Raw genomic sequence first — 26,890 nt, forward strand, 5'->3', positions numbered from 1 at the left:
TGGTAGTATCCCATTAAGTGTGTAAGTGTAGAAAAGTTATTCTATAATTTTTCGGCCCATTCAAAGGCCTGGAAAAATTTATGGAAATAACTTTTCGGGGTAACTTTACACATTTAAAGCTATGAAAAAAGAAGATGTTCTAAGCGAGGAATTCCTCAAGCAGTTCAAAACCGGCGAAGAGTTGTACTCTTTTCTTTCTCAGATTCAAAAACGTGGGGTAGAACAGATCCTCGAAGGCGAACTGGATTCCCATTTGGGATACGATAAGCACCAGACTTCCATTAGTGCCAATGCACGTAACGGTCACAGCAAGAAAAAAATCAAAAACCAGTTTGGTGTAGCTGAGATTCAGGTGCCACGAGACAGAGATGCCTCCTTTGCTCCTGCGCTTATTCCAAAGCGTAAGAACATGGCGGAGGGAGTGGAAAATATCATCATTTCCCTGTATGCCAAGGGGATGAGTGTCAGTGATATTGAAGAACAGATCAGGGAGCTCTATAATATTGAACTGTCCACCTCAGCGATATCACGGATCACCGAGCGCGTTTCACAGGACATTACCTTGTGGCAAAACAGACCGCTGGAATCAGTCTATTGCATCGTCTGGATGGATGGTATTGTATTCAAAGTCAGAGAAAGTTCCAGAGTCATCGACAAAACCATTTACATCGCTATAGGTCTGCGAACAGATGGAAAGAAGGAAGTCTTGGGGCTTTGGTTGGGGAAAAACGAATCCGCAGCCTTCTGGCTGAGTGTATTGACAGATTTACGTTCCAGAGGCGTTCAGGACATCCTGATCACCGCCACGGACAATCTGAAGGGCTTTACAGAAGCCATCAGATCCGTTTTTCCCGAATCCACCAAGCAGATCTGCATCGTCCATCAAATCCGCAATGCCTGCCGATATGTGGTCTGGAAGGACAGAAAGGCCTTCACTGCTGATATGAAGGAAATCTACACTGCTCCCAACCGTGAAGCAGCAGCACTCGCTCTGGATCAGTTAGAAGCCATCTGGAGTCAGAAATACGGCTATGCAATCAAAAGCTGGAGGGACAACTGGGAAGAGTTGACTGCATTTTTGGCTTTCCCGATGGAAATCCGAAAGATCATCTACACCACCAATATCATTGAAAACCTGAATGGGAAAATCAGAAAATACACCAAGAATAAACTTTCCTATCCGACCGATGATGCAGTAATGAAGTCCGTATTCCTGGCCGTTAACGAATCCACTAAAAAATGGACGATGCCAATCCGGGATTGGGGCACCATCTTAAACCAATTTATGATTATGTTTGAAAACCGTCTAAAATTCTAACCAACCTTAAAATTCATTTACACACTTTTCGGGATAGTGTCAATTAATTGTCTTTTCGATAGACCAGATTTCCGTCCTTATCCCATTCAGCACGAATGTAGGGGCGGAAATTTTTTGTATACGCTGCTTCCTGGTATTGAACCTCGCGCTTTCGAATTGCTTTGGTATTGTTAGTGTCCCAATATTCCGTCCAAAGCCCTACTTTTTCTCCGAATTGATATTCTCCAGTCACAGCCACTTGCTTGTCTTCATAGAAGTAAAAGTAGTTTCCCTCTTCTAATCCGTATTGGACTGGTATGATTTCTTGGATGCTTTTGGTGGTCTGGTCGAAATAGCGAGTTCTAGACTCTCTAGGCCAACCTTCTGTAAAGTGATTTTTGTCCTGAAGTACATTTTTTGAGTCAAATAGCATCCAGGTTTTGTGCTTAGTGCCATAGTAGAACATGCCACTTTCTACCACTTCTTCATTAATTACACGTTCGTAAGGCCCATGAAGCAGGTAGCCTTTTCCAGCTACATAATCTTTGGTCTTGATGCTTCTATCCTGCGTGTCAAACCAATATACGTCGCGAATATATGGATCAGGATTGCGAGTTAAATCTGTATAATTGAAGTGTTCAAAAATCTGCTGACCTCTAATTTCCTTCCGTGTATAGCCTTTTTTAGTTTTTATTCCGAACCATTCATTCTTACGTGCTTTCTTTTTCTTCTCTTTTTTTTCTTCCTTTTCTTTGGAGTCATCAAAAAGCAGCAAAGGCATAGTGGTAGGAAGTAACCTTGAATTTACCACACCACTAGAATCAGGATCTGATTTGGGTTTTGATTCTTCTTTTTGTGCAAAAGAAACCTTGCTCAAAAGTAGGAGGAAAATAAAACTGATATAAAATCTACTCATTGTATACAAAAACGCAATTTACTTCGGTGTATTTTATCCAAAAATAACATTTCGAGATCAAAACCCACCGATTGTTTAGATTTTATAATCTTCTCTCTATTTTTGTGGAATTTGTAATAAAATCTCTCAAACAATGAATTCTATTTTATCAGACCGGATAATCAATATGGAGGAATCAGCCACTCTTGCCATGGCAAAAAAAGCAAGAGAGCTGAAATCACAAGGAGTTGACATCATCAGCCTTAGTTTAGGTGAGCCTGACTTCAAGACTCCAAAGCATATCCAAGAGGCTGCAAAAGATGCAATCGACGAAGGAAAGTACTTTTCATATCCTCCTGTAGCGGGTTATCAGGATTTGAGAGAAGCTATCGCAAAGAAGCTTCGTGAGGAGAACGAAATCGCTGAAGCAAAAGCTGAAAATATCGTTGTTTCTACCGGTGCTAAGCATTCTATCGCCAATGTATTCATGTGCATGGTGAATGAAGGCGATGAGGTAGTCATCTTCTCTCCTTACTGGGTGAGTTATGCCGAAATCATCAAGTTAGCTGGTGGCGTCCCAGTATTGATCGAAGGAACCTTGGAGAATAACTTCAAAGCAACTGCCGCTCAATTAGAAGCTGCTATTACTCCAAAGACTAAAGCAGTAATCTATTCTTCTCCATGTAACCCTACTGGATCCGTATTTAGCAAAGAAGAGCTAGAAGCAATCGCAGAGGTGGTGAAAAAGCATGAGAATATCATGGTGATCGCAGATGAGATCTATGAGAAAATAAACTTCGCAGGAAGAAACTACAGCATCGGATCATTCCCAGGAATGTTCGATAGAACTATTACAGTAAATGGTTTCTCTAAGGGCTATGCCATGACTGGCTGGAGAGTGGGTTATATCTGTGCTCCAGTTTGGATGGCGAAATCTGTTGAGAAAATTCAGGGTCAGTTTACTTCTGGAGGAACAGGCATCGCTCAAAGAGCAGCTTTGGCTGGTATTTCTGGAGATCAGACTCCAACCACTGAAATGGCTAATGCTTACCTAAGAAGAAGAGGTTTGGTATTGGATTTACTTCGTGATATTCCAGGAATCAAAACTCACGTACCAGAAGGCGCATTCTATTTCTTCCCAGACGTTACGGCTTTCTTTGGTAAGTCTGCCAAAGGGCATGACGTAAAAGACGCAGATGACCTTTGTTTGTATCTTTTGGCAGAAGCTCACGTGTCCTTAGTGACAGGAACTGCTTTCGGAGCGCCAAATTGTATTAGACTTTCTTATGCGGCATCAGACGCGGAATTGGTAGATGCACTAGGCAGAATGAAAAAAGCGCTCGGTGAGTTAGCTTAATCTGATTATCCGTAATGATGCCAGTATTGCTTTTTTCTTCACTATCCTGACCGAAGACCGAAGACGGATGTCCGAAGCGAGCCTCAATCTAAAAGTTGATCATACTCGCTAGAAGAGTAGGTTTTCTTGGCTAGAAAACAGATACAACAAATGTTAGAACTTAACCCCGGCAAACGTCGGGGTTATTTTTTGCCTAGCCAGAAAGGCTTATTTTTGGGAAAAATTACCCTATGGCTGAAGTAATCGTAATCACCCCCGTCAAAAATTCACTTGACACGACCTTGGATACTGCAAGAGCAATTGCTGAATCGACAGTAAGGGTTAGACATATTATTTTTAATGACTTCAGTACAGAAGAGACCAAAGCAGGGCTTGAGCAGAATGAAGCTGGAATCGGTTATGAGCTCATTCATTTGGAAGAGCACACAGACCACCCATCTCCAAATTATAAACTGGTACTTCAGATGGCTCAAAAAATGGCAAATGAAGCTGGATTGCCACTGTTAGTAATAGAATCAGATGTAGTAGTGAAGCCCGAGACTATTGCTGACTTGCTCAGTTTTCAGAATTCAACTCCCAAATCTGGCTTAGTGGGATCCGTGACCGTAGATGAGAAAGGAGTGGTAAATTTCCCATATCTGAAATTCAAAGGGGTGAAGGAATCAGTGATCGATACTTCAAGAAGTTTGAGCTTTTGCTGTACACTTTTCGGGACTGACTTTTTGAAAGCCTTTGACTTCATGGGATTAGATGAAGCGAAAGATTGGTATGATACGTTTATCTCCAAGAAGTCCATCGAACTGGGATACAAGAATCATGTGCTGATGAATGCTCCAGTGTGGCATAGACCTCATGCAAGTAGACCATGGAAGCAATTGAAATACAGTAATCCACTGAAATACTATTTCTTGAAATTTTGGAAGGGTATGGATAAGATTTGATCTATTTCCTTCCACCAAAATAATTCTATTGAAAAAAATGAGCGAATTGACTTAGCTCTTTCTTTACTGCCAAAGTATCTCTACCGAATTCTTTGAGGTTGTAATTTTCAGATCTAAGTAACTGATAACACTCTTCCAAGTCTTCAGGATTGAGATTCTCATTTTCAAATATTATCGCTTGAGGTTTAGTTCTCGGGATATTGAATATCCGGATTACTTCAAGATCAAAACCTTCCGCATCTACTTGAAGAAGATCTATTTTGGATATTCCGTAGGTGTTCAATAAAGTTTCGGGGCAGATTACCTTCACCTCTTCTGAGGTAATTTGTTTTTGAGGGTCGGTTGGTATTTCTATTCCAAACTTCGCGCAGTTTTTTTGTGCTATTCCATCTTCAAAAACCTTTTTGATTTTTTCTTCTGAAAAGGAAGCTAAGCCTGTAGCCCACCTCATGTTGCTAAATCCTATTTTGTAAAGTTTTTGGGAGCCATCTTGATAGCCAATAGCTGCGCAAACTGGATTTAACCCAGGATGATTTTTGTAGATTTTACTAAGGGATTCTTTGAATACATCGGGTTGTGGCTCTAGCAATACGCCTTCCCACCTGTCCCTCTTAATGAATTTATGAATTGGGTCATTCGTGATGCCATCATTTGCGCCAATCTGAACAACAAAAAAATCACCTTTTTTGGATAACGAGAATTGGGAAAGGAAATCTGATAAACTGCCTTTTTTTGGGGAATACAGATGACGGTAGAAAAACAGAAAAAAGAAATTGTCTGATGCGCTGAGGTTAAAACGAAGTTTTTTCCAATAGTCTTTGAATCCAGATGTGATTTGAGTGTTTGTCATTTAGCTCTATTAGAGTATTGCTGAATTCTTTATTTGAATTAATTTCTTGCCTCAGTAAGTACAAAAAAATAAATGAAACGAGGTGTTCTAATTTAAACTTAAGGAGCTTTTAGCGCATAGAAATCAATTGGACAATCCATTTGCATGGATAAGTGCTATGCAGCCCAGTGTTACTTATTTCACTGCTTAATATGTGTTCCCTTTAATCTTCACGCCTCACTTTATTGCGAAGAATATATCTGCTTATAGCTTACCTAGAAGTTTCATAAGTGTATTGTAAGGCTTCGACCAGGTTCGTTGAAAGCGGAGTGGACCATTTAATTCTCTTTTGAAGAATTCCTCATGGTGTTCATTGAGGTAGGCTATGCGCTCCCTTTTCTTTAAAGAAGTACCGGTTTTTTTTCGCTTGCTTCCCTGATGAATCCGGTAATAAAAACCAACGAAAGGTAGTTTGATTACATCCCCTCCATTTTTTAGCATTTTGATCCAAAATTCCCAGTCTTCTCTTCCCATTTTCATGTTATCACTGAAGCTTCCTACAGCCAATGCGTCAGCTTTTCTGAAAATGCCACTTACGAAAATCATATTGTCTCTAGCCAAAGCATTCAGACTGAAAGGCTTTAAATTCCAAGGGCGTTTTCCATTTTCATCGAATTTCACCGCTTCACAATAGACAACCTTAACTTCTGGCCTTTTTTCTAAAATAGCAATAGCTTTTTCTATGTATTCTGGGGAGATCAAATCATCCCCGTCTAAGGGTAAAATATATTTTCCATTTGAAAATTCAATCCCTGCATTTCTTGCTTTGGCGACGCCTGAATTTGACTGATTTAACAAATAAATATTTTTGTGTTTTTCTGTAAGCTCTTCAGCAATTTCCTTGCTGTTGTCCGTAGAACCATCATTTATAATAATGATTTCTAGATGAGGATAGGTTGAATTGAGTGCTGACTCTACAGTAGATGTAAGGAAGTTAGCCTGGTTGTAGCAGGGAATTAGTATAGAAATGGTGGGATTCAAACCTTAATATTGATATAGTGAAGCGATTGCAATTTAGTTGAATAGTCTGTGAGTTTTGCAATTGTAGGGATTGTTGCCTAATTGAGCCATTAACGATATTTTTATTTTGGATAGGCCTAAAAAACCCAAACAAAAATTTGTTTAGTCGCCCTGAATTGATAACTTTAAAGTGGTGATTAAACAACTTTTTATTAATATTTGATTTTTTTAAACACGGATTCTTTAAACAATCCATTTTTCTAACTCAAGCTGTTTCAAAGAAAATCCGGGCTACGGCTCGGATTTTTTTTTGAAATTTTTTTAGTGAACTTTCGATTTCCGAATTGCTTAAAGGCCCCCATGATCAAAAATAAGAATTTACTTTTCCTGGTTTTTACATTTGCCTTTTGCATTCGCGGTTTTGGTCAGAATGATAAGTTTCAATATGACACCAGTTATGTTGAGAGTTCTCACGAAACTTTCGCGATTAGGCTCTTTACTTCTCAGAAGTATACTCGACTAGTTCAAAACATTCCAGACCAAGATCACCCTTTTGTGTTAAAGCCAAACACTGGTTTGAAAATGGGGGTTGGGTTTAGTTATCAGCGCCTGACTATCAATGTTTCATTTCCAGTTGGGTTTCTATACTCAGATAAGCAAGAGAATTGGCCTTTCAATTTGGATTTGCATTCACATATTTATGCTCCTAGGCTGATAATTGACTTTTTCGGTCAATTTTATGGAGGGTATAAGATAGATGCCGATGAGTTAGCAAACGCAGATACGGATTATCTTAGAGAAGACATGCGTTTGTCATCGATGGGTATGAATATGAATTATCTTTTTTTCGGAGATAAATTATCGCTTGGAGCTGCTTTCAATCAGACTGCCGTCCAAAAACGCTCTGCATTTTCTCCATTTATAGGATTTGAAATCTATGGAGGAAAAATTAAAGGAGATTCTCTTTTACTGCCTGAGAGTGAAGTGCCCGACGCCGTCAATTTTGACAAAGCGGGCTATTTTCAAGCAGGTCCAAATGCAGGTTTGGCTGGATCTCTGGTTTTTGGGAAGGGTTTCTTTCTTACAGGCACTGCATCAGCCAATTTGAGTGGAGGTTATTCCAAATGGCGAAATGGCGAAGAATTCAAAAAATGGGGTGTAGTTCCTACTTATTACCTCAGAGCTTTTGTTGGCTATAATGGCAATCGTTTCTCTATCAATGGGAATTATGTTTATAAAAATTTGAACTTAGTAGAGGGAGAAGCTTACGATCAAGCAATCAACACGGGGAATTATAGAGTTATTTTAATGTATAAGTTATACCCTAGGGATAAATTCAAAAAAGGGTTTAATAAAATAAACCCACTAAGTGTACTGTTTAATGATTAGTACATCATCCTTTGGACTCTCCGTGATAATTATTTTAGCTTTGAACACATAAAAAACCCAAATACAATGGCAGATCAATTCGGTATTCAAGAATCTTTGAAGCGTCTAGGAATAAAACCCGAAAACTCAGGAACATCCACTGGTGTCAACTGGATAGATTCTGGAGAAGCTTCCATTTCATCGTTTTCACCGGCAGACGGAACATTGATTGGTAAGGTTCAGACTACTAATCAGGAGACTTACGAGCAGGTGATTTCACAGGCCCAAGTTGCCTTTGAAAGCTGGAGACAAGTGCCAGCTCCTCAGCGCGGAGAAATCGTGAGAGAAATCGGAAATGCGTTGAGGGAAAAAAAGGCTGATCTGGGGAAGTTAGTGTCCTATGAAATGGGCAAATCCTATCAGGAAGGACTTGGAGAAGTGCAGGAGATGATTGATATCTGTGACTTCGCTGTTGGGCTTTCTCGCCAGCTGTATGGCCTGACCATGCATTCTGAGCGTCCAGGTCATCGCATGTATGAGCAGTGGCACGCGCTGGGTATTATAGCTATTATTTCAGCGTTCAATTTTCCAGTGGCAGTTTGGTCTTGGAATGCAGCGTTGGCTTGGGTGTGTGGAGATGTGTGTGTGTGGAAGCCTAGCGAAAAAGCGCCTCTGTCTGGAATTGCCTGTCAGCTTATTGCTGGCGAGATTTTTGAAAAACATGGAATGCCGGAAGGGATTTGTACACTCGTAATGGGGGATTATAAAGTAGGAGAAATGATGTCTCAGGATTCTAGAATTCCGCTAGTATCTGCCACAGGATCTACCCGTATGGGGAAATTGGTTGGGCAGGCAGTAGGAGGTAGACTTGGAAGGTCACTATTGGAGCTGGGTGGAAATAATGCTATCATCATCACTGAAAATGCGGACATGGACATGGCGATCCGAGGAGCGCTATTTGGAGCGGTAGGAACAGCAGGTCAGCGGTGTACTAGTACTAGACGTCTTATTATTCAAGAAAATGTCTATGAGGAAGTCAAGTCAAGATTGGCATCTGCTTATTCCAAGCTAGTTATCGGAAATCCTTTGGATGAAAAAAATCATGTAGGGCCGGTAATTGACAAAGATGCCGTAGATATGTATTTAGCGGCTATTGAGAAGGTTCAGGCCGAAGGAGGGAAAGTCGTAGTGGAAGGTGGTGTATTGAGCGGTGCAGGGTATGAATCTGGGTGCTACGTGAAGCCGGCTATCTATGAGGCAGAAAATCAATTCGAGATCGTGCAGCATGAGACCTTTGCTCCGATTCTTTATTTGATGAAATACAAGACATTAGCGGAAGCTATAGCAATACAAAATAGCGTTCCACAGGGATTGTCCTCTGCGATAATGACTACAAACATGAGAGAAGCGGAAGCCTTTCTTTCTGTAGCCGGTTCGGATTGTGGGATAGCCAATGTCAATATAGGAACCTCAGGTGCGGAAATCGGCGGTGCTTTCGGGGGAGAAAAGGAAACTGGTGGAGGAAGAGAGTCCGGTTCTGATGCCTGGAAAGCTTATATGCGTCGTCAGACAAACACGATCAATTACTCATCCGCTTTGCCGTTGGCTCAGGGGATTAAGTTTGATATTTAGAGTTTATAATTATTCTTTCTGAAAATATTTTGTAAATATTCTTTCTCATTTTCAATACATTAGACATGTTGTTTCAAAATGTATTTGCTTAAGAGGAAATAGAAATTACCTTTGCATTCCCTTACGTACGGAAAGGGCTACAAAGATGGGAGTTTAGCTCAGTTGGTTCAGAGCATCTGCCTTACAAGCAGAGGGTCGGGGGTTCGAATCCCTCAACTCCCACATTTTAAATCATTTTCCGCACGAGGGAAATAAATACCTTTTCTTGGGAGTTTAGCTCAGTTGGTTCAGAGCATCTGCCTTACAAGCAGAGGGTCGGGGGTTCGAATCCCTCAACTCCCACGTATAATCCCGAAATTTTCGGGATTTTTTTGTTTTATGGCTTGCTACTTTTACATACTTCGCTCTGCTCGATTAGATAAATTCTATGTAGGACATACATGTGAAGATTTAGAGGAAAGAATAAGAAAGCATCTTTCTAATCATTCAGGTTTTACTGCGAAGTCCAAAGATTGGGAATTAGTTTATCATGAAGAATTTTCTGATAAAGGTGCTGCATACTTCCGCGAAAGGACGGTCAAAGCTTGGAAGAGCAAAAAGAAAATAAATGACTTGATAAATAGTATTGGGTAATATCCAATGACACTCGCGCTGTAGGTGATTCGGAGCATTCCGATGCAATCGGAAGGGTCGGGGGTTCGAATCCCTCAACTCCCACATTCAATCCCGGATAATTTATTCGGGATTTTTTTTGCTCTATGGCCTGCTACTTTTACATATTGCACTCTACAAAATTGGACAAGTTTTATCTTGGACATACTTGTGAATTGCTTGATGAAAGATTAAGAAAACACATGTCTAGTCATAGCGGTTTCACGGCAAAATCTAAAGATTGGAAATTAGTATATCATGAAGAATTCGATGATAAAAATGCCGCCTATCTCAGGGAAAGAATTGTCAAATCTTGGAAGAGCAAAAAGAAAGTAATTGAGTTAATAAATAGTTAATCTATTCTTTAGCTGTTAGATTAGGGCATTCCGATGCAATCGGAAGGGTCGGGGGTTCGAATCCCTCAACTCCCACATTCAATCCCGAAATTTTCGGGATTTTTTTTTGATCAAAAAAATAGACTGCTTCCATTCTGAAGCAGTCTATTTTTAGTTTAAAGTTCCTTGTTTTTACTCCAAATTCAACATGAATCCAGCACGAAACCAACGGCCTGGCATTTGAACAGTACCTGATTCGATATAATCTGTGTTAGTAATATTGGATGCTTCGGCAAAGAATCCGATTTTTCCGGTTCGGTTATAATCCACTCGCATGTCGAGTAGGAAATAAGGATCCTGATTCATGCGCTCCACATTTCTCATTTTGGTGTTCCACTCCAGCTTTTTGCCAATCCCAACTAGAACACCGCCTATTACCTGGTTTTTAAGAGCCGTCAAAGAATAGCGAGTTTCTATTCCTGGTTGATTGATCAGGTCTGCATCTATGTAGTTATAAGAAAACATAAATTCCTTGATCTGCACTCTTCTACCAGTTGGGCTTACTCGGTAATTCAAAGATGCCTCAATACCGTTGAATATTACTTCACTGAAATTCTGCGGCTGCCAAGGTGTGTCTGCGTCAAGCCTTGTCCACTCGATAAGATTGTCAGTACTTCTGTTGAAATATACTAGTTCAGCGAATAATCCGGATTTAGACCACTTTGCTCCGATTTCAAAGTTTTCTGCCTGTTCTGGCTCAAGTTGATCATTTCCAATATTGGTCGGCCCTTTATAGTACAGATCGTTGTAGGTAGGGATTCTATAGCTTATTCCGTAGCCTGAGTAAAGCCTCAGGTCAGATGTAGCCTGAAAACCAATTTCTGCTCCTGGGAAATGCTTCCATCCATATTCAGAATAATAGTTAGAATATACTCCGGCCCGTAAATCTACTTTTGAACCGAAGTTGACCATCTGTTCTAGAAATATCCCTGTCAGCACTCGATCACGGCTACCAAGATTAGTGCTTTCTATGGCTTCTTTTCTTGTCTCTAGCCCAAAGCCAGTTTTGCCAAATTTGGATTCAAAATTTCCGTTGGCCTCCAAAGCAAAAACGTCTGTAGTATGATTATTTTGGTAGAATTCTGGCTCATTTTTCTTGAGCACATATTCGTCAGCATTTCTGCGAAAATATCCCCGGGTATTTAGGTAAAAGTTCTCTAGTGTTAAAGAGTGACTTAGTGACGACAAGGTTGTTTGTACGCTTTCCCACTGATCTGGAAATGCACTGGAGTAAAATCCATTGGCACCAAAGCTACGGTCTGTATAGGCTATCATGCCCTTCAATTCATTTTTCTCATTGAGATCAACACCCCCTTCGTAGAAGATATTACTGACTTGGTAATCCGAATTGTACCAATGTCCATTCGAATCATCGTAAGAGATCGCCAAGTTTTGCTTGTAATTCCCCACTGGAAGTGAACCGGCAAAGTTTATTCCCTTCATTCCATAGTCACCCGCATAGCCTTGCACTCTAGCGTATCTTTTATCACTCAACTCAGTAATTACATTGATCGCTCCTGCGTAGGCATTTTGCCCGAATACTCTTGATGCTGGACCTTTCAACACTTCCACTCTGTCAATATTGACCAAGGGAACTGGGATATTCATCATGTGGTGCCCTGTCTGAGGATCACTTAGCTTAATTCCATTGAGAAGCATTAGCGTCTGCTCAAAGGATCCACCACGTATACTTACGTCTGATTGTACCCCGGTAACCCCTCTTTGACGGATATCAACGCCCGGTACAAATGATAGTATTTCAGCTAAACTTCTGGCTGGAGTGGTTTCTATCTGGAGTTTACTGATGAGAGAGATATTCCTGTTTTGCTTAGAGAATGGGAGTTGAATCCTATTCTCCTGGATTAAAACTTCACCTAAATCTTGAGTAGTAGTGTCAGATTGGGCATATAGCCCTGAAGAAAAAGCCAATGCAGATACTAGTAGTACTAATTTTTTCATTTGATGATTGTAAATAGTAGCCCAAAAGTGTACTGAAAATATGCTTTTTCCAATAATGAGATATTTCTAAAAAATCGTTAAAGAGCAGACTCTCTTGTAAAATATGCCAGAGCTTAAAGTAGCAATTCTTACTTTTGCGGCTAAATCAATAAATAATATGCGCAGGAAAATTATAGTTAAGCTGCTTTTTGCCGGAGCTATGCTCGCAGGAATCAGCAATTCTTTTGCTCAAGAAGTAAAGGAAAATAACCAAGAACAATTTGGTGAATTTATCAATCGCAAGGGAACCTACACTCGATCTGCCTCTGGCAAACCTAACGTAGGTTACTGGCAAAATAAGGCTGATTATCAAATCGCCGTGACCTTGGATGAACAGGCACATACGCTTACTGGTAACATTAAGCTTACCTATACCAATAATAGCCCCGAGACACTTGACTTCATCTGGATGCAAATGGAGCAAAACAGATTCAAGGAAGATTCTAGAGGAACTTTGACTACTCCAATTCAGGGTAATCGCTACAATGGCGATATCGATGGTGGATTTGATATGACTAACCTTCAGGCCAAAGTTGGGTCTAAAGGATCTGTCTCTACGAAGTACATCGATTCTGACACTAGAATGCAGGTGTGGTTCAACGAACCAATCCCAGCAAAGGGCGGAACAGCCACTGTATCTATGGATTTCTCTTTCAAAGTTCCTGTAGAAGGAATGGACCGAATGGGAAGACTTGAAGTAGAAGATGGTTGGATCTATGCTTTTGCTCAGTGGTATCCTAAAGTAGCTGTATTTGATGATGTAGAAGGCTGGAATGTGGAGCCTTACTTAGGAGCTGGAGAGTTTTATCTTGAGTATGGAGATTTTGATTACAAAGTTACGGTTCCTTATGACCACATCGTGGTAGGTTCTGGTGAGCTTTTGAATCCAAAGGAAGTATTGAGCAAAGAGCTTCAGAATCGCTATGCTAAAGCAAAAGACAGTGATACTACCGTAATGCTGATCACTGCTGAGGAGCTAGGGAATACTGAATTGACACGACCTAAGCAGGAAGGAACAGTTACTTGGCATTTCGCAATTCAAAATAGCCGTGATGTAGCATTTGCTACTTCGAGAGCATTTATCTGGGATGCTGCCAAAATCAACTTGCCTAGCGGGAAGAAAATTTTGGCTCAGTCTGCGTATCCTAAGGAATCAAACGGCATAGAAGCTTGGTCAAGATCAACGGAATATAGCAAAGCTTCTATCGAGCATTATTCTTCAATGTGGTTCGAATTTCCTTACGCTACTGCTACTAACGTAGCAGCAGATATAGGAGGGATGGAATACCCAGGATTGAACTTCTGTAGCTATAATTCAAAAGGTGCAGGACTTTGGGGAGTAACTGATCACGAATTTGGTCACAACTGGTTCCCTATGATCGTTGGGACAAATGAGCGTCGCTATGCGTGGATGGACGAAGGCTTCAATTCCTTCATTAACCATTACAGCACGCTAGCTTTCAATGACGGAGAATACCCTTCAAACTTGAATCAGACGCGAAGATCTATTAACTTCTTCACTAGCGAGACTAGAGAAGGAATAGATACCTATCCAGATGTAGTGAATGTTAGTAATCTGGGCATGCTTGCTTATAATAAGCCTGCAATGGGTCTATTGATGTTGAGAGAATATATCTTAGGTCATGAACGCTTTGATAATGCATTCAAGTCTTACATCAAAACTTGGGCGTATAAGCATCCACAGCCTACAGATTTCTTCAATCATATGGAAAATGTAGCTGGTGAGAATCTTTCTTGGTTTTGGCAGGGATGGTTCTACGGAACTGGTAATATTGACTTGGGAGTAAGCGCGGTAATTCCTTATGCTGGAAATTACGTAGTTGTCTTGGCTAACAAAGGAGATATGCCAATGCCGGTATTAATGGAAATTACCTTTGAAGATGGCTCAACTGAGAGAAATATGCTTCCTGTTGAGATCTGGCAAAGAGGCGATACTTGGAACTACTTGTTAAAAACTGACAAGAAAGTGAAAGGGGTAGTAATCGACCCTGACAAGCTTCTTCCAGATGTGAATCTTGGAAATGATAGCTGGCCACAGCATGTTTACGAGAAATAAAATTCAAAAGCCCGGATGGAAGTCCGGGTTTTTTTATGCCTAATCATGAAAAGGATGAGCGCTTAAGGCATGTTTAACCATTGAATTTGATTGATCAGTAAAAAAAAAGTGGACTTTCACTCGTGTCGAGGAAAGTCCACTTTTATAAAAACGGAGTGTTTGTTACTTAATCCACCAGGTCATTTGATGAATGTTGTCATTTCCAGCCCCGAATTGCTTGGTAATAGCAGAGGTTACATTGTCAGCATTGTAATTGTATTCTGACTGCGGGTAAATCCATCTATAAGGGATCTCTACGCCTGTAGGTCTTCTGAAAGTAGGGAATCCAGTGCGGTGATGATCATAGAAAGAGGTCCACTGCATTTGGAAGAAGGACTGTAGATACTTTTGCATTACGATAAGCTCGATTTTTTCGGTATCACTCATGGCTTTTGAAAAGTCATTCATCGGCTCACTTAGGTACATCATCGCAGCCTCAGCATCTACATAACTGCTGTATTCTTCAGAATACATTTCGTAAAATTTGAAAGAAGCTTTTACCCCATCTTTGTAAAGCATCTCTGCATCTGCGCTGATCCAGCCTCGAACTGCTGCCTCAGCCAATATCAGTTGCTGCTCAGAGTATCCCAAAAGCTTATAAGGCTCGTTAACTGGATCTCTATGGTATCGGTCGTTTACTTTAGATACGTTGCCCTGAGTAGCTTTCTGATTGACTTCTGCATAAGGTGCTGCCGGGTCGCCACCTTCGTAAGAAGAGTAATCATCGATTGCCTTTCCTGCTTCTTTGGCAGATTTGGTCTGTGTGCAGTAGATAAATAGTCTTGGGTCTTTTCTTACCTGAAGTCTCTGGATAAAGGTAGAGTCTATATACATCCCAGAACTGAACCCGCTACTATTGAAATCTGGGTAGCGATTGTTTTGCTGATCTAGGAATACTAATTGACCACTTTCAGCTTCACTTTCCATCAATGGACTGTTGGTGAAAATAGTGTTGAATTCACTGAAGTCTATTTCTCCTGATTCTGATTTTGGAGATAAAGTCATTAGGACTTTCAGGCGGAAAGCATTGATCAGTTTTCTCCAAGAAAGCACGTTTCCGCTATAGATGATGTCTCCAGCTATGATTGTGTTTTGACTTGCAAGGATTGTTTCTGCTTCTTCCAATTCTGCCAAAATGCCTTTGAATACTACTTCCTGCTCATCGTATACAGGCGCATATTCTTCTTCTATTTCACCTTTTAGCGCAGCTGTATAAGGAACATCGCCAAAATTTAAAGTTAAATTATAGAAATAGTAACTTCTGAAGAATTTGCCCAAGGCGACGTAGGAAGGATCGTTGATTCGCTCAGCTTCTTGGATCATTTTGGTCACATTTCTCAAGACAGAATAAGGGCCAAAACTGCCTCTGTCCCATTTGTAATACTGATTGGAGTTTTCTCCATCAGTCTGAACAAGCATCTTCTGCGCGTATAGCGCTGAAGTGCCTCCGTAAGCTCTGAAAACTTCCCATTCCACATTGGTAAGCAGAAGTTGCGGGTGAGTTGCAGTTGGAAGATTTGGATTGATGTTCATTTCCTCTAAGTCGGTGCAGGAAATAAACACCATGGAAAGCAACAGGATAACTAATATGTTTTTCATTTTATTCAATGTTTGTCTGACTGAAAATCAATTAAAATACGGCCTTCAAGGTCATGCCTACATAGCGTGAGGATGGATCCTGAAGGTTGTTGTCATTGCCAAAATCAGGATCTAGGTAAGGCAGTTTTTTCAGTACGAATAGGTTGTAACCGTAAAGAGTCAAATCAAGATTTTTGATTTTTTTGGACTGCATGATGTTCATCAGGTCATACGTCACGGATAGTCTTCTCAACTTCAGGTAGGAGCGGTCGTACACATTCGCAAAAGTCTTGTTCTCATCTTCGGTCACTTGTGCTCTATAAGGATAGGTTTGCGACCAAGTCTGCCAGCTCACTGCAGTTGTGTTTGGAGTATATTCTCTAGTGTCAGAGAGTACGTTTCCATCTACATCTCTTACCAGCTCACCACCGGTCACTACGACGCCTTCTGGTACGTATACAGGTTTGCCAGTTGCATATTCTTCATCTCTGTATTGCGTTGAGTTAGGATGCTTTCCGCCCCACCACATTTTCTCAATAGTCAATGACCTGATCAGTCCACCCCAAGCGCCATCTACGTCCATTGCTATTCTGAACTTGTTGATGTTGAACTGGTTTTGGATTCCAAACCTCCATGATGGGTCCAAATGACCAATTTTAGTTAGGAAAGGATCTCTAGTAGGAAGACCAGTGTTGGCATCTAGGATCACTTGTCCATCAGCACTTTTCTGCCAAACAGTGGCATAGTAGCTATCTGCTCTATCACCCACTCTTAGGTTTCCAAAATTGTCATCATCACCATAAATACCAGTGATTTTTCGTTCAAACTTCGTCCAGTTTGCGCCGATGTTCCAAGAGAATTTGTCCTTCTGAATCGCAGCATAATTCATCATCAATTCAAATCCATTGGTGGTGTATTCATTGCCGTTTACTTTTCTGGAAGAATATCCTGAAGCTTCAGAAATGCTTAGATCAATTATCTGATTTTCGTCCAGAATTCTATAGTAAGTACCTTCTAAGGTCAGTCGTTTCTTAGCAAATGAAGTAGATAAACCTGCTTCAAAAGTCGTGGACTTCTGAGGCATTATCTCCGAATTCACCAAGCTAGATGGATAACTAACTGAAGGAGTCGATCCGTAAGTCACTCCTTTGTTGTAAGCAGAGTAGATACTGTATGGGCTCAAATCACTTGATACCTCAGACCATGAACCATATACTTTGATGAAGTCTATCGCTTTTGGCAAGTTCATAAACTCAGAAACAATCGCACTGATAGATGCTGAAGGGTAGAAATAGGAATTGTTTGCTTTAGGCAAAGTCGAAGACCAGTCATTTCTTGCAGTTACATTAAGGAAAATGGATTGCCAAAGATCAACGCCCATGGAACCATATACACTTCGAATTTCTTTTTCCTCAAGGTAATTGGAAGCTTGTACCGGTCCTTGAGTATTGTTTAAGCTATAGACATAAGGCACGATCAATCCATCTGAGGAAGAATAGGCTTGCTTGTAGCTTCTGTAAAAACTGGAAGCACCTGCATTGACCGTCAATCCGATTTTTTCATTGAAGTCTTTGTTGTAGGCCGCCAAGAAGTCAGTATCGAGATTTAGCTGATCGTCATTCCAAAACTTGTAATCCCCATTTCTAGAGTCTCCGTAGTTCATGTATGACTTAGGACTTTGCATGTCTTCAAATAATGTCCTTTGTCTAGCAGAGATTCTGCCCTGTACGTACAGGTTAGGCATGATTTGATATTTCAGTTTCAGCTTACCGTCCATTACATTCCTGTTATGCACCTGGTTAAGCTCATTTGCTGCGAAATAGACATTGTTGTACCATGCATAGTTATAGTTAGCTTGTCTATATCCTTCGAGTCCAGGTACATACATATGGTCTCTCAAATCCTGTCCATTAACGTCATCGCCCATCCAGATAAGGATCGTGTACATGTGATTTTTTGGACCGTATCCATAGCGTGGATAGTTAGGAGAGTATACTTTATTGTAACCTAAAGTTGCATCCAACTGCAGTTTTTCGCTGAGTTTAAAAGAGGAGTTGAAGTTGAATCCACCGGTATTTACAGAGGTGTTAGGTACTTGACCTTGCTGGTAGGCGTAGTTAGCCGAGAACATCAACTGAGCTTTTTCACCCTGATATGCGATAGAAATATCGTTTTTAGTGACTACTCCAGTCCTCATGAAATCATTCAAATTATCATGACGTTTCCATTCGGTCGGCACTCGCTCATAGGTAGACTTGTCGTCATAGACTGTTCCTGTGACACTTCCGTACCATTCTACTACCTCTCCCGTGTTTTTATTTCTGATTGGGCTATTCCACTGAGGAACTAGCACGCCAGGTTCAAACTTTGGTCCCCAGATCATATCTCCATCCGAAATACCGCCATCGGCACCATCCCAGAATTCATATTTTCCATTCGAGCCATTACCGTATGCTGTCTGCGTTTCAGGAAAGACTGTAAATCCTGCCGTCACCATATTATTGGTCGTGGCAGTCACGGTTAAGCCGTCTTTTTTGGCATTTTTTCTCGTAATCAAAATCGCACCGTTTTTCCCTCTTGCACCATAAAGCGCAGATGCAGAACCTCCTTTGAGGACGTTGATGCTCTCAATATTTTCTGGAGAAATGTCAAAAAAGTCAGTTTCCACAGGAACTCCATCCAACACTATAAGTGGAGTTTTGCCTCGCAAGCTAAAAGAGGGTGACTGAAACATTCCAGTTGGATTGTTAACTGTCAATCCGGCAATTTGACCGGAAAGAGCATTTCCAAGATTCAAGGTCGATGCTTCTGCTATCACATCCATTGGCACTTCTTGGGTAGCATAGCCCAATTTCTTTTTTTGCTGCTTGATCCCGATCGCGGTCACGACCACTTCGTCCAAAGCCTTGCTATCATCTGCCAGAGTAATATTGATAATACTTCTTCCGTTGATAGCTTCTTCTTGTGCTTCGAATCCGATGAAACTATACACCAGAACGGCGCTTTCATCAGCCATGATGTTATAGTTGCCTTCAAAATCGGCAACGGTTCCTTTATTGGTGCCTTTCACCAATACTGTCACTCCTGGGAGACCTTCTCCCTTGGAGTCTGATACTTTTCCTTTGACCTGAACCTGCGCCAACAAGACTGTTGGGAGGAGCATCATCAACAAAGTAATAACTGTAAAAGTCTTCTTCATTTTCTAGTTTTAAAATTTTGAGAATGATTTTAATTGTTTGATAGTCAGTGATAAAACTGTGGTTTCAGCTTGCTGTGGACATCAAGGCACAAAAGTATCCAAGTCGTGAAAGGATGGTCTAGAAACTAGGTTTTCAATTTGTTATATTAAAAACCGGAAAAATAAAAAAGAGATAATATCTAATCGTAGATAAGCATGAGATGACTATCCTATTTTTTTGAAATAGAGTGATTAGATGATGATATTCGTTCTAGGCTAGGGTATTTTCTACTATAATAAAGTAAAGTTTTTTAGAAAAGTATGTGATGTTTTAATACATGATAGGTTAAGGACTATTTTTCCTCTTAACAAGTAGATAAACTAGGCGTAGCTAAATCTACGATAGGTTCTTGCGTGAGCTTTACTTGGCGACCAATCTCGTTTTGTAAATTACTGAGTAGTCATTTTCAGCATATTCAAAATTTGGTGTAAACCAGATTTCTTCTTCAGAGATGAATTTGAAGGTGAATCCTAGAGATTCCGGTTTCATGATCACTTTGGATACTGATTTCCCGTCAAATAGAACCTGTCCTTTCGTGTTTGTTTTGTTACGCTTGCGACTGAACTCTTCCGGGTCTGAAGTCTCCAATGCAAAGATTTCGTCGTATTCCTGATCTGACAGTCCTCTGTTATAGGTAAGCAAAAACCGTTGTTTTTCTGTTGGGTGGAGGTTCTGGATTGTTCCCACATAGATATCCTTCATGTCGTAAGTACCATAATGTGCTTCCTCCTTTGGCTCTTTTTGAATAAACTCTTCAAAAGGAATGGGTTGAATAGATGCTGGGTTGGTTAAGTCTGAAAATGAATAGCCGTATATCACCGGTTCGTTGCGGAAGGCGACGTACAGCGTGTCAGAACTAGATGCGATAAGGGTGTGATAATTTACGTTCAGATAGGTTTTTTCTCCAGTTCTGAATTTGGATGAGTCTGGAAACGGGATGACAGGGCTAAATTTGCCGCTTTCTAAATCCAGAACTTCCACCCGACTGGAGGCCATTTGAAATTCTTTTCCATCCACTCCCAATTCCTCCGAGAGCCTTCCTTCCCATGGAAATATAACCTGGTCATCGTGTACGACCAAATTATTGTTATATGCATCAATAAAGGAAATTGATGGGGTAAATTCCGGTAGAAAAGAGCGGGTAGGTTCACCGGAAAGTGAATACAGGTAAAAGCCTCGGAAAGCAGGCACAATAATCTCTTTGGAACTCAAGAAGCTGGGTGGTCCTAATCTGGAGCTCTGATAGAAGCCCGGTCCATCGCCAAGTCTTTTGAATTTACTCAGAATTGTTCCTTCTCTATTCGCTACGAAAAGCGTATCGCTGCGCTGGTCAATAAGCAGAAAGGTCTTGCCATCTTCAGTTATGTCTGCCAAAAACAAGTTTCCAAGATAATCCACCAGGAGCGAATCATAGATTTCGAATTCAAAATCCTGTTCAGCAAGAGGAGTGGAGGTTTTGTTTTCTTCCTTTTCACCTGAGCAAGCGATTGTGCTGAGTACAAATGGGAGGAGATATAGGTGGCTTAGGTTTTTCATTTTTGTACTAGTTTCAGTTTGTAAAAAGTCAGATATTCCTGCTCTTCACCTATGTATTCATCATTTCTGAGCGCGTAGAAAGGTTTTGTCATTGATTCTATATTTAATATAAAATCAATTGAAGGTGGAAGTTCTATTTCATTTGATAAGCCTGACGTGGGATTATAGGCACGGAGGAAGTTTTTTCTGTATTCGGGATATTTGTAAAAATTCTTTGGAAGGTTCAACTCAAATTGCTGGAAAATATCTTCGGTTATTCCTCCGCTATAATACACGATCACCGTATCCCCCGAAGAATAAATGCCTTCTACAGATGCTTCATACATGGTATTCCCTGATACGTACCCGACTTTCTCTTTTTGTCCTGGTATTAAGACAAATTCCTTTGGATCGAAGTCTATACTTTCCAGCCATTTCCCGCCTTCTGCTAAGGAATAGATGTGTATTAATGCTTCATTGGAAAGTACAAAGTACAGTAAATCATCACTGACTGTAAATTGGACAATTGGTCTTCCGAAAAATAATTCTGAGTTGAATTTTGAAGTGCTTGGCAATCTGATAAGTGAATCTGAGGTTTGGCTTGCTGGATCAAATAACTCAAGTAATGGATAGTCTCTATAAAAATGATTGATGTATGGACTGATCCCATCTCTTCCTGGAAACCAGAGCAGCAATTTATCTTTCCAAAAACTCATGTTTTTTGCATTTCTACGTCCGCCTTTTGACTCTGAAATAAATGGCATTTCCAGGTTTTCAACTAGGTTCAGGTCTTTATCAAAATGTTGGATTTCCAAAGATCGGGTAGAGGCAAACAATTCATCTTGATCTGAAATGGCTGTACTTGAAAATGATTTCACTGCTCCAGGACCATCTGTCGGATAAGATTGGATTGCCACAATTGCTCCTGTGGTATCAAATTTCACAAGAGAATTGCTCGAATTATCTCTAAGGTAACCAAAGCCATTCTTGAAGTTTGCATCCCAAATTCTCCCCAAATAATCCACCTGAATAGAATCCAGGATATGCAACTCCCATTCATTGGAGTTTGTTAATTGGCTTTCTGAATCATTTTTTGGCGATGAGCATGCAAAAGCCAATAGAATTGAGCAAGTGAAAAGTGCGTTGATCTTTTTCATTTTTGTACTAGTTTCAGTTTATAAAAAGTGAGGTAATCCTGCTCTTCGCCTATGTATTCATCGTTTCTAAGTGCGAAAAATGGCTGGTTAAGACCCTCCATAGCAAAGATTTGATAAACTTTTTTAGGAATGGGAATTTCATTTGACCATCCTTTTTCTGAGTTATATACTTTGAGATAGGATTGGTTTAGATCAATAAGTTTGGTGAAATCCTCAGGGAAATTGAATTCGTTTGCGCTAAAAATATCTTCAGAGATTCCTTCTGAAAAGTGCACTACAAATTGATTCTCATTAGCAAAAACCCCAAAAATATTGCCTTCCACCAATTTTTCGTAGTTGTAGTTTTCGTATTTGTCTTTCAATTCAGGAGCTTCGATAAATTTCGTGGGGTTAAGATCTATGGTTTCTATGAAGCTCCCCGAATCAAGCAGGTTAAATCTGTGGATTTTAGGCTCGTTGTCGAAGTAGAGCAATAGGCCATTTTCAGATATGGTAAATGATATTGAAGGTCTTTCGTAAAGCTGGCCAGTACTGAATTTTGAAGTTTTGGGCGTTCGGATTATAGGGTTACTTTCACCGGTGGTAGGGTTTAGCTTTTCGAGTAAATAAAAGTCTCTTAAATAATTTTCCGTAAAAGGCCCTACCTCATCTCTTCCTGTATAGTATAGAATTATTTTATCCTGCCAGATTTCAAATGATTTCGCATCCATCAACCCACCATGTGTGGGGGCTCGAAATGGCATTTCGATTTCTCGTTTAACGGATAGATCCTCATTTAATTCATAATACGGACCACTGTGATTGCCGATAAAAAGATTGCCATCGGGATCAATTTTGACAGTGGAAATAAAAGAAATTGAATTTGGTCCGTCTTTGGGGAATGTTTTGGTAGTGAGCACCTGCCCTTCATAATCGATTTTGACTATGGCGTTGGCTTTGTAGTCATAGAGCAAACCTATTCCGTCTCTAAAATCTCCGGTGGATATGTTTCCTAAAAAGTCTACCTGTATTGAATCAAGGACTTGGAGGTCCCATTCATTTGAAGTCTCAGAGGATTCCTCTTTGGACTTTTCTGAAGAGGAACATGCTAGAAAACTGCACGCTAAAAAGGTTGTTAAAAAGTGTCTGTACCTCATTTTTCAGTCAATTTCATTTTATAAACTCTCAGAAAATCTTCTTCTACATCAGGATCGGGAAGCTTTTGAAACCAAGCATATCCTCCCCCGGAGGCATAAGATCTTCCTCCGGTTTTGGCAGGTGAAGGAACATTCCCCACATAGCTAAGGTCAGCTAACTTATATACCAATGTGCCCTTCGGAATTTCGTCTTCAAGTTTTATGTACATGGCTTTCGCTTCTTCCTCTTTTCCCTGTTTCCATAGTCCCTCAGCTTCTACTGATCTCTTGGGATCCATTCCTGAGTAATAGTCCAGCAATAGTAAATCATCCAGTACATGGATGTTTCGAATGGATGCAGTCCCTCCATTGATTTCTACATGACCTTGCTGAAATTCGCCTCTTGCTCGGCCTTCGGGAATAATAAATGAGGGTATTTCTAGATGGATCACTGTATCCAAACGCGCACCATTAGCATTTAACTGATATACATAGAGTTGGGGATCCCCTCCGTGAACAAAAAATAATTTGTCGTCTAGTGCCTCTAAAGCGGGAGTATAGTCGCTTTGAATATATCCTTTGCCGTTCAAGAATTGACTACCTTCTTCAAAAGGGATTAGTTCAGTCATAGCTCCACTTTCTATGTCCACCAATTCCAGAGCTCTATAAGTATCATAGAATTCTTGCTCTCCAGGATATGAATTCCTCGGACGGACAGATTTGGGAAGTAAATAATCTTTTCCTTTCAATCTCACTGATTCTGTTGATTTCCCTATTTCAGTGTTTGACCCAGATGCTCCCAAGGATTCAGGGTGTGGGATTTTCTTCTGCATATTCCCATCCAAGTCAAAAAGGAACAAACCATTTCTTCCATAGATTGCCAGTTGATCTTCCCCATAAAAACCTGGTCTTTCTAACATGAACCCATAAGTATCGGGAGTGTCTTCGCCCTTAGAGAAACTGTGCTTTATATTTCCTATAGCGTCGGATGTAATGATTTTTTGACTCGGATAATCAAAGAAGAGTAATGACGTCCCATCTTTGTTTACATCCGAAAGCATGGGGTTGCCAAGAAATTCCAAATCCAGAGAATCTACCAACTCCCATTCGTAGGATAAGGGTTCTTCTGCAACTTGCTCAGATTTTTCTGAACATGAACTAATAAATAGTACAGAGTACAGTAAAGTTGAAAAGGCTTTCATAAACAGTGATTTAGGAAAAGGTAATAAGATAGTAGTTAATCTTTTTAAACAAAAAAAAACTCAGCCCGAAAGACTGAGTTTTAAGTTTTTTTATCCGGTGACATTCCCTTCATCATCCCATTGGATAATGGTGCCTCGATCTTCAGGTTTGAGGTAAATAGACAAATATTTTTCTTCCAGCTGGAAGCCGTGTTTTGCCATCACTTCCTGAGGCACTCCATCCCATGCGTTTGGCGTGTTGCCTACATAGCCCATGTATTTCCAGCCAGGTTCGGTAGAGAAATATCCAGAGCAAGTTAGATTTCTGAGCATGTTGAACCAGCGTACTCCACCTTCATATTCTGGTTTTGCAGTATCTGGCCAAGCTACTTCATCCACGATTTGTATCACTTCTGATTCACTCAGTTCATTGAATACTTTTCCGAATTTCTCGTCTGCTTCAAAATCCAGCCACATTAATCCACCCCGCATTCGGGTTTGATTTGCTGGCTGATCTTTCATCATAAACTCCATGAAATCCACTACGCCAATTTCAGTAGCTGCTGGGGATTCACTGTCTTTTGGCATAATGATATCCACCAAAGTGCTTAGCTTCTTACGTTCATCGTCGGTAAAGAAGGTCTCTGAAAGCAATTCCTGATCTCGTTGTTTTTCTTCTTCAGTTCTACCGCCGATAGTCCCGCCTGATAGCAACGCGTTTTCTGGCAAAGCCTTTTCTTCAGGTGAACATCCTGTAAGTAGTAAACCTGTGCCGACTGTGCCGGTAAAGAGTAGTTTGAGGTTTTCTCTTCTGTTCATGGCTTAGATGTTTTTCTTTTTCAGTTCTGATACGATGAAATCTGAGGTTCTCCAGCTTAGGGCAAGGATGGTCCACGTAGGATTCTTGTCAGCTTGAGAGACAAAAGATCCCGCATCCACCACAAAGAGATTTTTGCAATCATGCGCTTGGGAATTAGAATTAAGCACGGAAGTTTTTGGATCGTTGCCCATTCTGGCTGTACCTACTTCGTGAATGATTCTTCCGGGAGCGGCAAGTCCGTAAAGTGTGTCTGCGCCAGGTTTTGTTCCCAGTAATTGTGCTCCGGATCCAGTCAGGATTTCTTCAAAAGTGTCCTGCATGTGCTTGGCTTGGTTGATTTCCTGATCCGTCCATTTATAGTTGAATCGAAGCACAGGAATACCAAATTTGTCCACGACCGTTGGGTCGATTTCACAGTAATTGTCAAATCTCGGTACACTTTCGCCACGTCCAGACATGCCAACCGTAGAGCCATAGATTTGGCGAATGTCTTTTTTCAATCCTTCACCATAGCCACCATTTGGACTTGGCTTGCCGAATTCATCCGTAATGTATTTTCTCATGGAGTCCATATTTCCGCCAGCTCCATAGCCTGGCTGTCCCATACCACCACCATATTCTATATGGTAGCCTCGGGCAAAATCAAGTTTCTTATTATCCAACCACCAAGGTGTATACATGTGCATGCCTCCAGTACCGTCCTCATTGTATCGCTCGCGGCCCATCATGTCAGGAATGATTCCTGACCTACTTGCTCCTGTAGAATCGTGCAGGTAATGACCCAAAACCCCTGAGCTATTGCCAATGCCGTTTGGATGTGTCTTTGATTTGGAATTGAGCATGATCCGCGAAGTCTCACAGGCTGAAGCTCCCAAGACTACCACGTTGGATTTGAGCTTGTATTCCTTCATGTCTTTCACGTTGACAAAGGAAACTCCAGTCGCTTTGCCTGAATCATCCGAGGTGACTTTTCTTACCATGCTATGAGTGAAAAGGTCGACTTTTCCCTGCTTCATCGCTGGATGAACTAGGCAGGTTCCAGCCGAGAAATCCGCATAAACCTGACAGGCCCGATTACATTGGCGACAGAAAAAACATGCGCCACGGTCTTTGTTGATTGGCCTTGTGAGAATGGAAAGCCTTGAGGGAATCATTGGGATGCTTGCGCTGCTAGCTCCTTTTTTTAGGTAAAGTTCGTGAAGTCTAGGTTTGGGAGGAGGGAGGAAAAATCCATCAGGTTCATTGTAAATCCCTTCTTTGCTACCATAAACGCCAATCAGTTTATCGACTTTATCATAGTAAGGTTTGACGTCATCGTAGCCAATAGGCCAGTCGTCTCCCAAACCATCAATACTTGCTCTTTTGAAGTCATTTGGGCCAAAGCGGAGAGAAATTCTTCCCCAGTGGTTAGTTCTTCCACCAACCATTCTAGATCGAAACCAGTCGAACTCGGAATCACCTTTTCTGGTGTAGGGTTCACCGTCGATTTCCCAGCCGCCTATAGCCGCGTCAAAATCTCCAAATGGACGGATTTGAGTGCCTGCACCCCTTCTTGGCGATTCCCAAGGTGGCCTGAGTTGCGTGCGGTCTTCTTCCTTGGCAGGATCAAAATCTCCGCCAGCTTCTACCACTGCCACTGAGAGTCCGGCCTCAGAAAGGATTTTGGAGGCCATACCGCCACCTGCTCCAGACCCTACAATAATTACATCATAGGAATCTCCGGAAGATTTGATTTGAAAGCTCATTTGTAAAAATTTTAATTAAGGATAAAATATAGCGTAAAAAA

The 26,890-nt window shown here is 40.9% G+C and carries 20 protein-coding genes and 3 tRNA genes; 11 read left to right on the forward strand and 12 right to left on the reverse strand.

Going from position 1 to position 26,890, the window contains the following annotated elements:
• Window positions 1-121: 121 nt before the first annotated feature.
• Entirely contained in the window at window positions 122-1,318 is a 1,197-nt protein-coding gene (locus BM291_RS18460; protein WP_092900207.1) for an IS256 family transposase, read from the forward strand.
• A 43-nt stretch (window positions 1,319-1,361) separates the two neighbouring features.
• Here BM291_RS18460 and BM291_RS18465 read toward each other — a convergent pair whose 3' ends face one another.
• Window positions 1,362-2,213 (reverse strand): toxin-antitoxin system YwqK family antitoxin, encoded by an 852-nt coding sequence (locus BM291_RS18465; RefSeq protein ID WP_092900209.1) that lies wholly within the window; start codon window positions 2,211-2,213, stop codon window positions 1,362-1,364.
• A 133-nt stretch (window positions 2,214-2,346) separates the two neighbouring features.
• On the opposite strand from BM291_RS18465, the gene BM291_RS18470 reads away from it, so the two are divergent.
• Both BM291_RS18470 and BM291_RS18475 read left to right on the forward strand, forming a co-directional pair.
• Window positions 2,347-3,549 (forward strand): pyridoxal phosphate-dependent aminotransferase, encoded by a 1,203-nt coding sequence (locus BM291_RS18470; protein ID WP_092900211.1) that lies wholly within the window; start codon window positions 2,347-2,349, stop codon window positions 3,547-3,549.
• Between the two features lie 230 nt (window positions 3,550-3,779).
• Window positions 3,780-4,490 (forward strand): glycosyltransferase family 2 protein, encoded by a 711-nt coding sequence (locus BM291_RS18475; RefSeq protein WP_092900213.1) that lies wholly within the window; start codon window positions 3,780-3,782, stop codon window positions 4,488-4,490.
• Window positions 4,491-4,515: 25 nt separating this feature from the next.
• Here BM291_RS18475 and BM291_RS18480 read toward each other — a convergent pair whose 3' ends face one another.
• Together BM291_RS18480 and BM291_RS18485 are read right to left on the reverse strand one after the other, a co-directional pair.
• Complete coding sequence (locus BM291_RS18480; protein ID WP_092900215.1) at window positions 4,516-5,340, reverse strand: FkbM family methyltransferase; 825 nt, start codon at window positions 5,338-5,340, stop codon at window positions 4,516-4,518.
• Window positions 5,341-5,583: 243 nt separating this feature from the next.
• Window positions 5,584-6,360, reverse strand: coding sequence for a glycosyltransferase family 2 protein (locus BM291_RS18485; protein WP_092900217.1), 777 nt, complete (start codon window positions 6,358-6,360; stop codon window positions 5,584-5,586).
• Window positions 6,361-6,699: 339 nt separating this feature from the next.
• Here BM291_RS18485 and BM291_RS18490 point away from each other — a divergent pair, with 339 nt between their 5' ends.
• From BM291_RS18490 to BM291_RS18515, 7 genes are all read left to right on the forward strand, one after another.
• Window positions 6,700-7,728 (forward strand): DUF4421 domain-containing protein, encoded by a 1,029-nt coding sequence (locus tag BM291_RS18490; RefSeq protein ID WP_092900219.1) that lies wholly within the window; start codon window positions 6,700-6,702, stop codon window positions 7,726-7,728.
• A gap of 66 nt (window positions 7,729-7,794) precedes the next feature.
• Window positions 7,795-9,339 (forward strand): L-piperidine-6-carboxylate dehydrogenase, encoded by a 1,545-nt coding sequence (amaB, locus tag BM291_RS18495; protein ID WP_092900221.1) that lies wholly within the window; start codon window positions 7,795-7,797, stop codon window positions 9,337-9,339.
• 147 nt (window positions 9,340-9,486) lie between these two features.
• A tRNA-Val gene (locus tag BM291_RS18500) sits at window positions 9,487-9,561 on the forward strand.
• Window positions 9,562-9,606: 45 nt separating this feature from the next.
• Window positions 9,607-9,681 (forward strand) — tRNA-Val (locus tag BM291_RS18505).
• Window positions 9,682-9,717: 36 nt separating this feature from the next.
• Entirely contained in the window at window positions 9,718-9,972 is a 255-nt protein-coding gene (locus tag BM291_RS18510) for a GIY-YIG nuclease family protein (protein ID WP_092900223.1), read from the forward strand.
• A 14-nt stretch (window positions 9,973-9,986) separates the two neighbouring features.
• Window positions 9,987-10,049: transfer RNA gene (locus BM291_RS22090), tRNA-Cys, on the forward strand.
• 48 nt (window positions 10,050-10,097) lie between these two features.
• Window positions 10,098-10,346 (forward strand): GIY-YIG nuclease family protein, encoded by a 249-nt coding sequence (locus BM291_RS18515; protein ID WP_092900225.1) that lies wholly within the window; start codon window positions 10,098-10,100, stop codon window positions 10,344-10,346.
• Between the two features lie 171 nt (window positions 10,347-10,517).
• Here BM291_RS18515 and BM291_RS18520 read toward each other — a convergent pair whose 3' ends face one another.
• On the reverse strand, window positions 10,518-12,344 hold the full coding sequence (locus BM291_RS18520; RefSeq protein WP_092900227.1) for a TonB-dependent receptor: 1,827 nt from the start codon (window positions 12,342-12,344) through the stop codon (window positions 10,518-10,520).
• 157 nt (window positions 12,345-12,501) lie between these two features.
• Between BM291_RS18520 and BM291_RS18525 the strand changes: the two genes are divergently transcribed.
• A complete protein-coding gene (locus BM291_RS18525) occupies window positions 12,502-14,460 on the forward strand; it encodes a M1 family metallopeptidase (RefSeq protein WP_092900403.1) in 1,959 nt (652 codons plus the stop codon).
• Window positions 14,461-14,622: 162 nt separating this feature from the next.
• On the opposite strand, the gene BM291_RS18530 is transcribed toward BM291_RS18525, so the two are convergent.
• The 8 genes from BM291_RS18530 to BM291_RS18565 all read right to left on the reverse strand — a co-directional run bounded on the left by BM291_RS18530 (window position 14,623) and on the right by BM291_RS18565 (window position 26,849).
• Window positions 14,623-16,098, reverse strand: coding sequence for a SusD/RagB family nutrient-binding outer membrane lipoprotein (locus BM291_RS18530; RefSeq protein WP_092900229.1), 1,476 nt, complete (start codon window positions 16,096-16,098; stop codon window positions 14,623-14,625).
• 31 nt (window positions 16,099-16,129) lie between these two features.
• Window positions 16,130-19,276, reverse strand: a complete 3,147-nt coding sequence (locus BM291_RS18535; protein WP_092900231.1) for a SusC/RagA family TonB-linked outer membrane protein — start codon at window positions 19,274-19,276, stop codon at window positions 16,130-16,132.
• A gap of 400 nt (window positions 19,277-19,676) precedes the next feature.
• Window positions 19,677-20,852 (reverse strand): hypothetical protein, encoded by a 1,176-nt coding sequence (locus tag BM291_RS18540; RefSeq protein WP_092900233.1) that lies wholly within the window; start codon window positions 20,850-20,852, stop codon window positions 19,677-19,679.
• Entirely contained in the window at window positions 20,849-21,988 is a 1,140-nt protein-coding gene (locus tag BM291_RS18545) for a hypothetical protein (protein ID WP_092900234.1), read from the reverse strand. Before BM291_RS18545 ends, BM291_RS18540 begins: the two co-directional genes overlap by 4 nt.
• Window positions 21,985-23,124 carry a hypothetical protein gene (locus BM291_RS18550; protein WP_092900235.1) on the reverse strand — a complete coding sequence of 380 codons (1,140 nt, stop codon included), beginning with the start codon at window positions 23,122-23,124 and terminating at the stop codon, window positions 21,985-21,987. Before BM291_RS18550 ends, BM291_RS18545 begins: the two co-directional genes overlap by 4 nt.
• Window positions 23,121-24,305: a hypothetical protein gene (locus tag BM291_RS18555; RefSeq protein ID WP_092900236.1), complete on the reverse strand. Its 1,185-nt coding sequence runs from the start codon at window positions 24,303-24,305 to the stop codon at window positions 23,121-23,123. Before BM291_RS18555 ends, BM291_RS18550 begins: the two co-directional genes overlap by 4 nt.
• A gap of 90 nt (window positions 24,306-24,395) precedes the next feature.
• A complete protein-coding gene (locus tag BM291_RS18560) occupies window positions 24,396-25,103 on the reverse strand; it encodes a gluconate 2-dehydrogenase subunit 3 family protein (RefSeq protein WP_092900237.1) in 708 nt (235 codons plus the stop codon).
• A 3-nt stretch (window positions 25,104-25,106) separates the two neighbouring features.
• A complete protein-coding gene (locus BM291_RS18565; RefSeq protein ID WP_092900238.1) occupies window positions 25,107-26,849 on the reverse strand; it encodes a GMC oxidoreductase in 1,743 nt (580 codons plus the stop codon).
• Between the last annotated feature and the right edge of the window lie 41 nt (window positions 26,850-26,890).

Source organism: Algoriphagus aquimarinus, assembly GCF_900112005.1.
GTDB classification, from domain to species: domain Bacteria; phylum Bacteroidota; class Bacteroidia; order Cytophagales; family Cyclobacteriaceae; genus Algoriphagus; species Algoriphagus aquimarinus.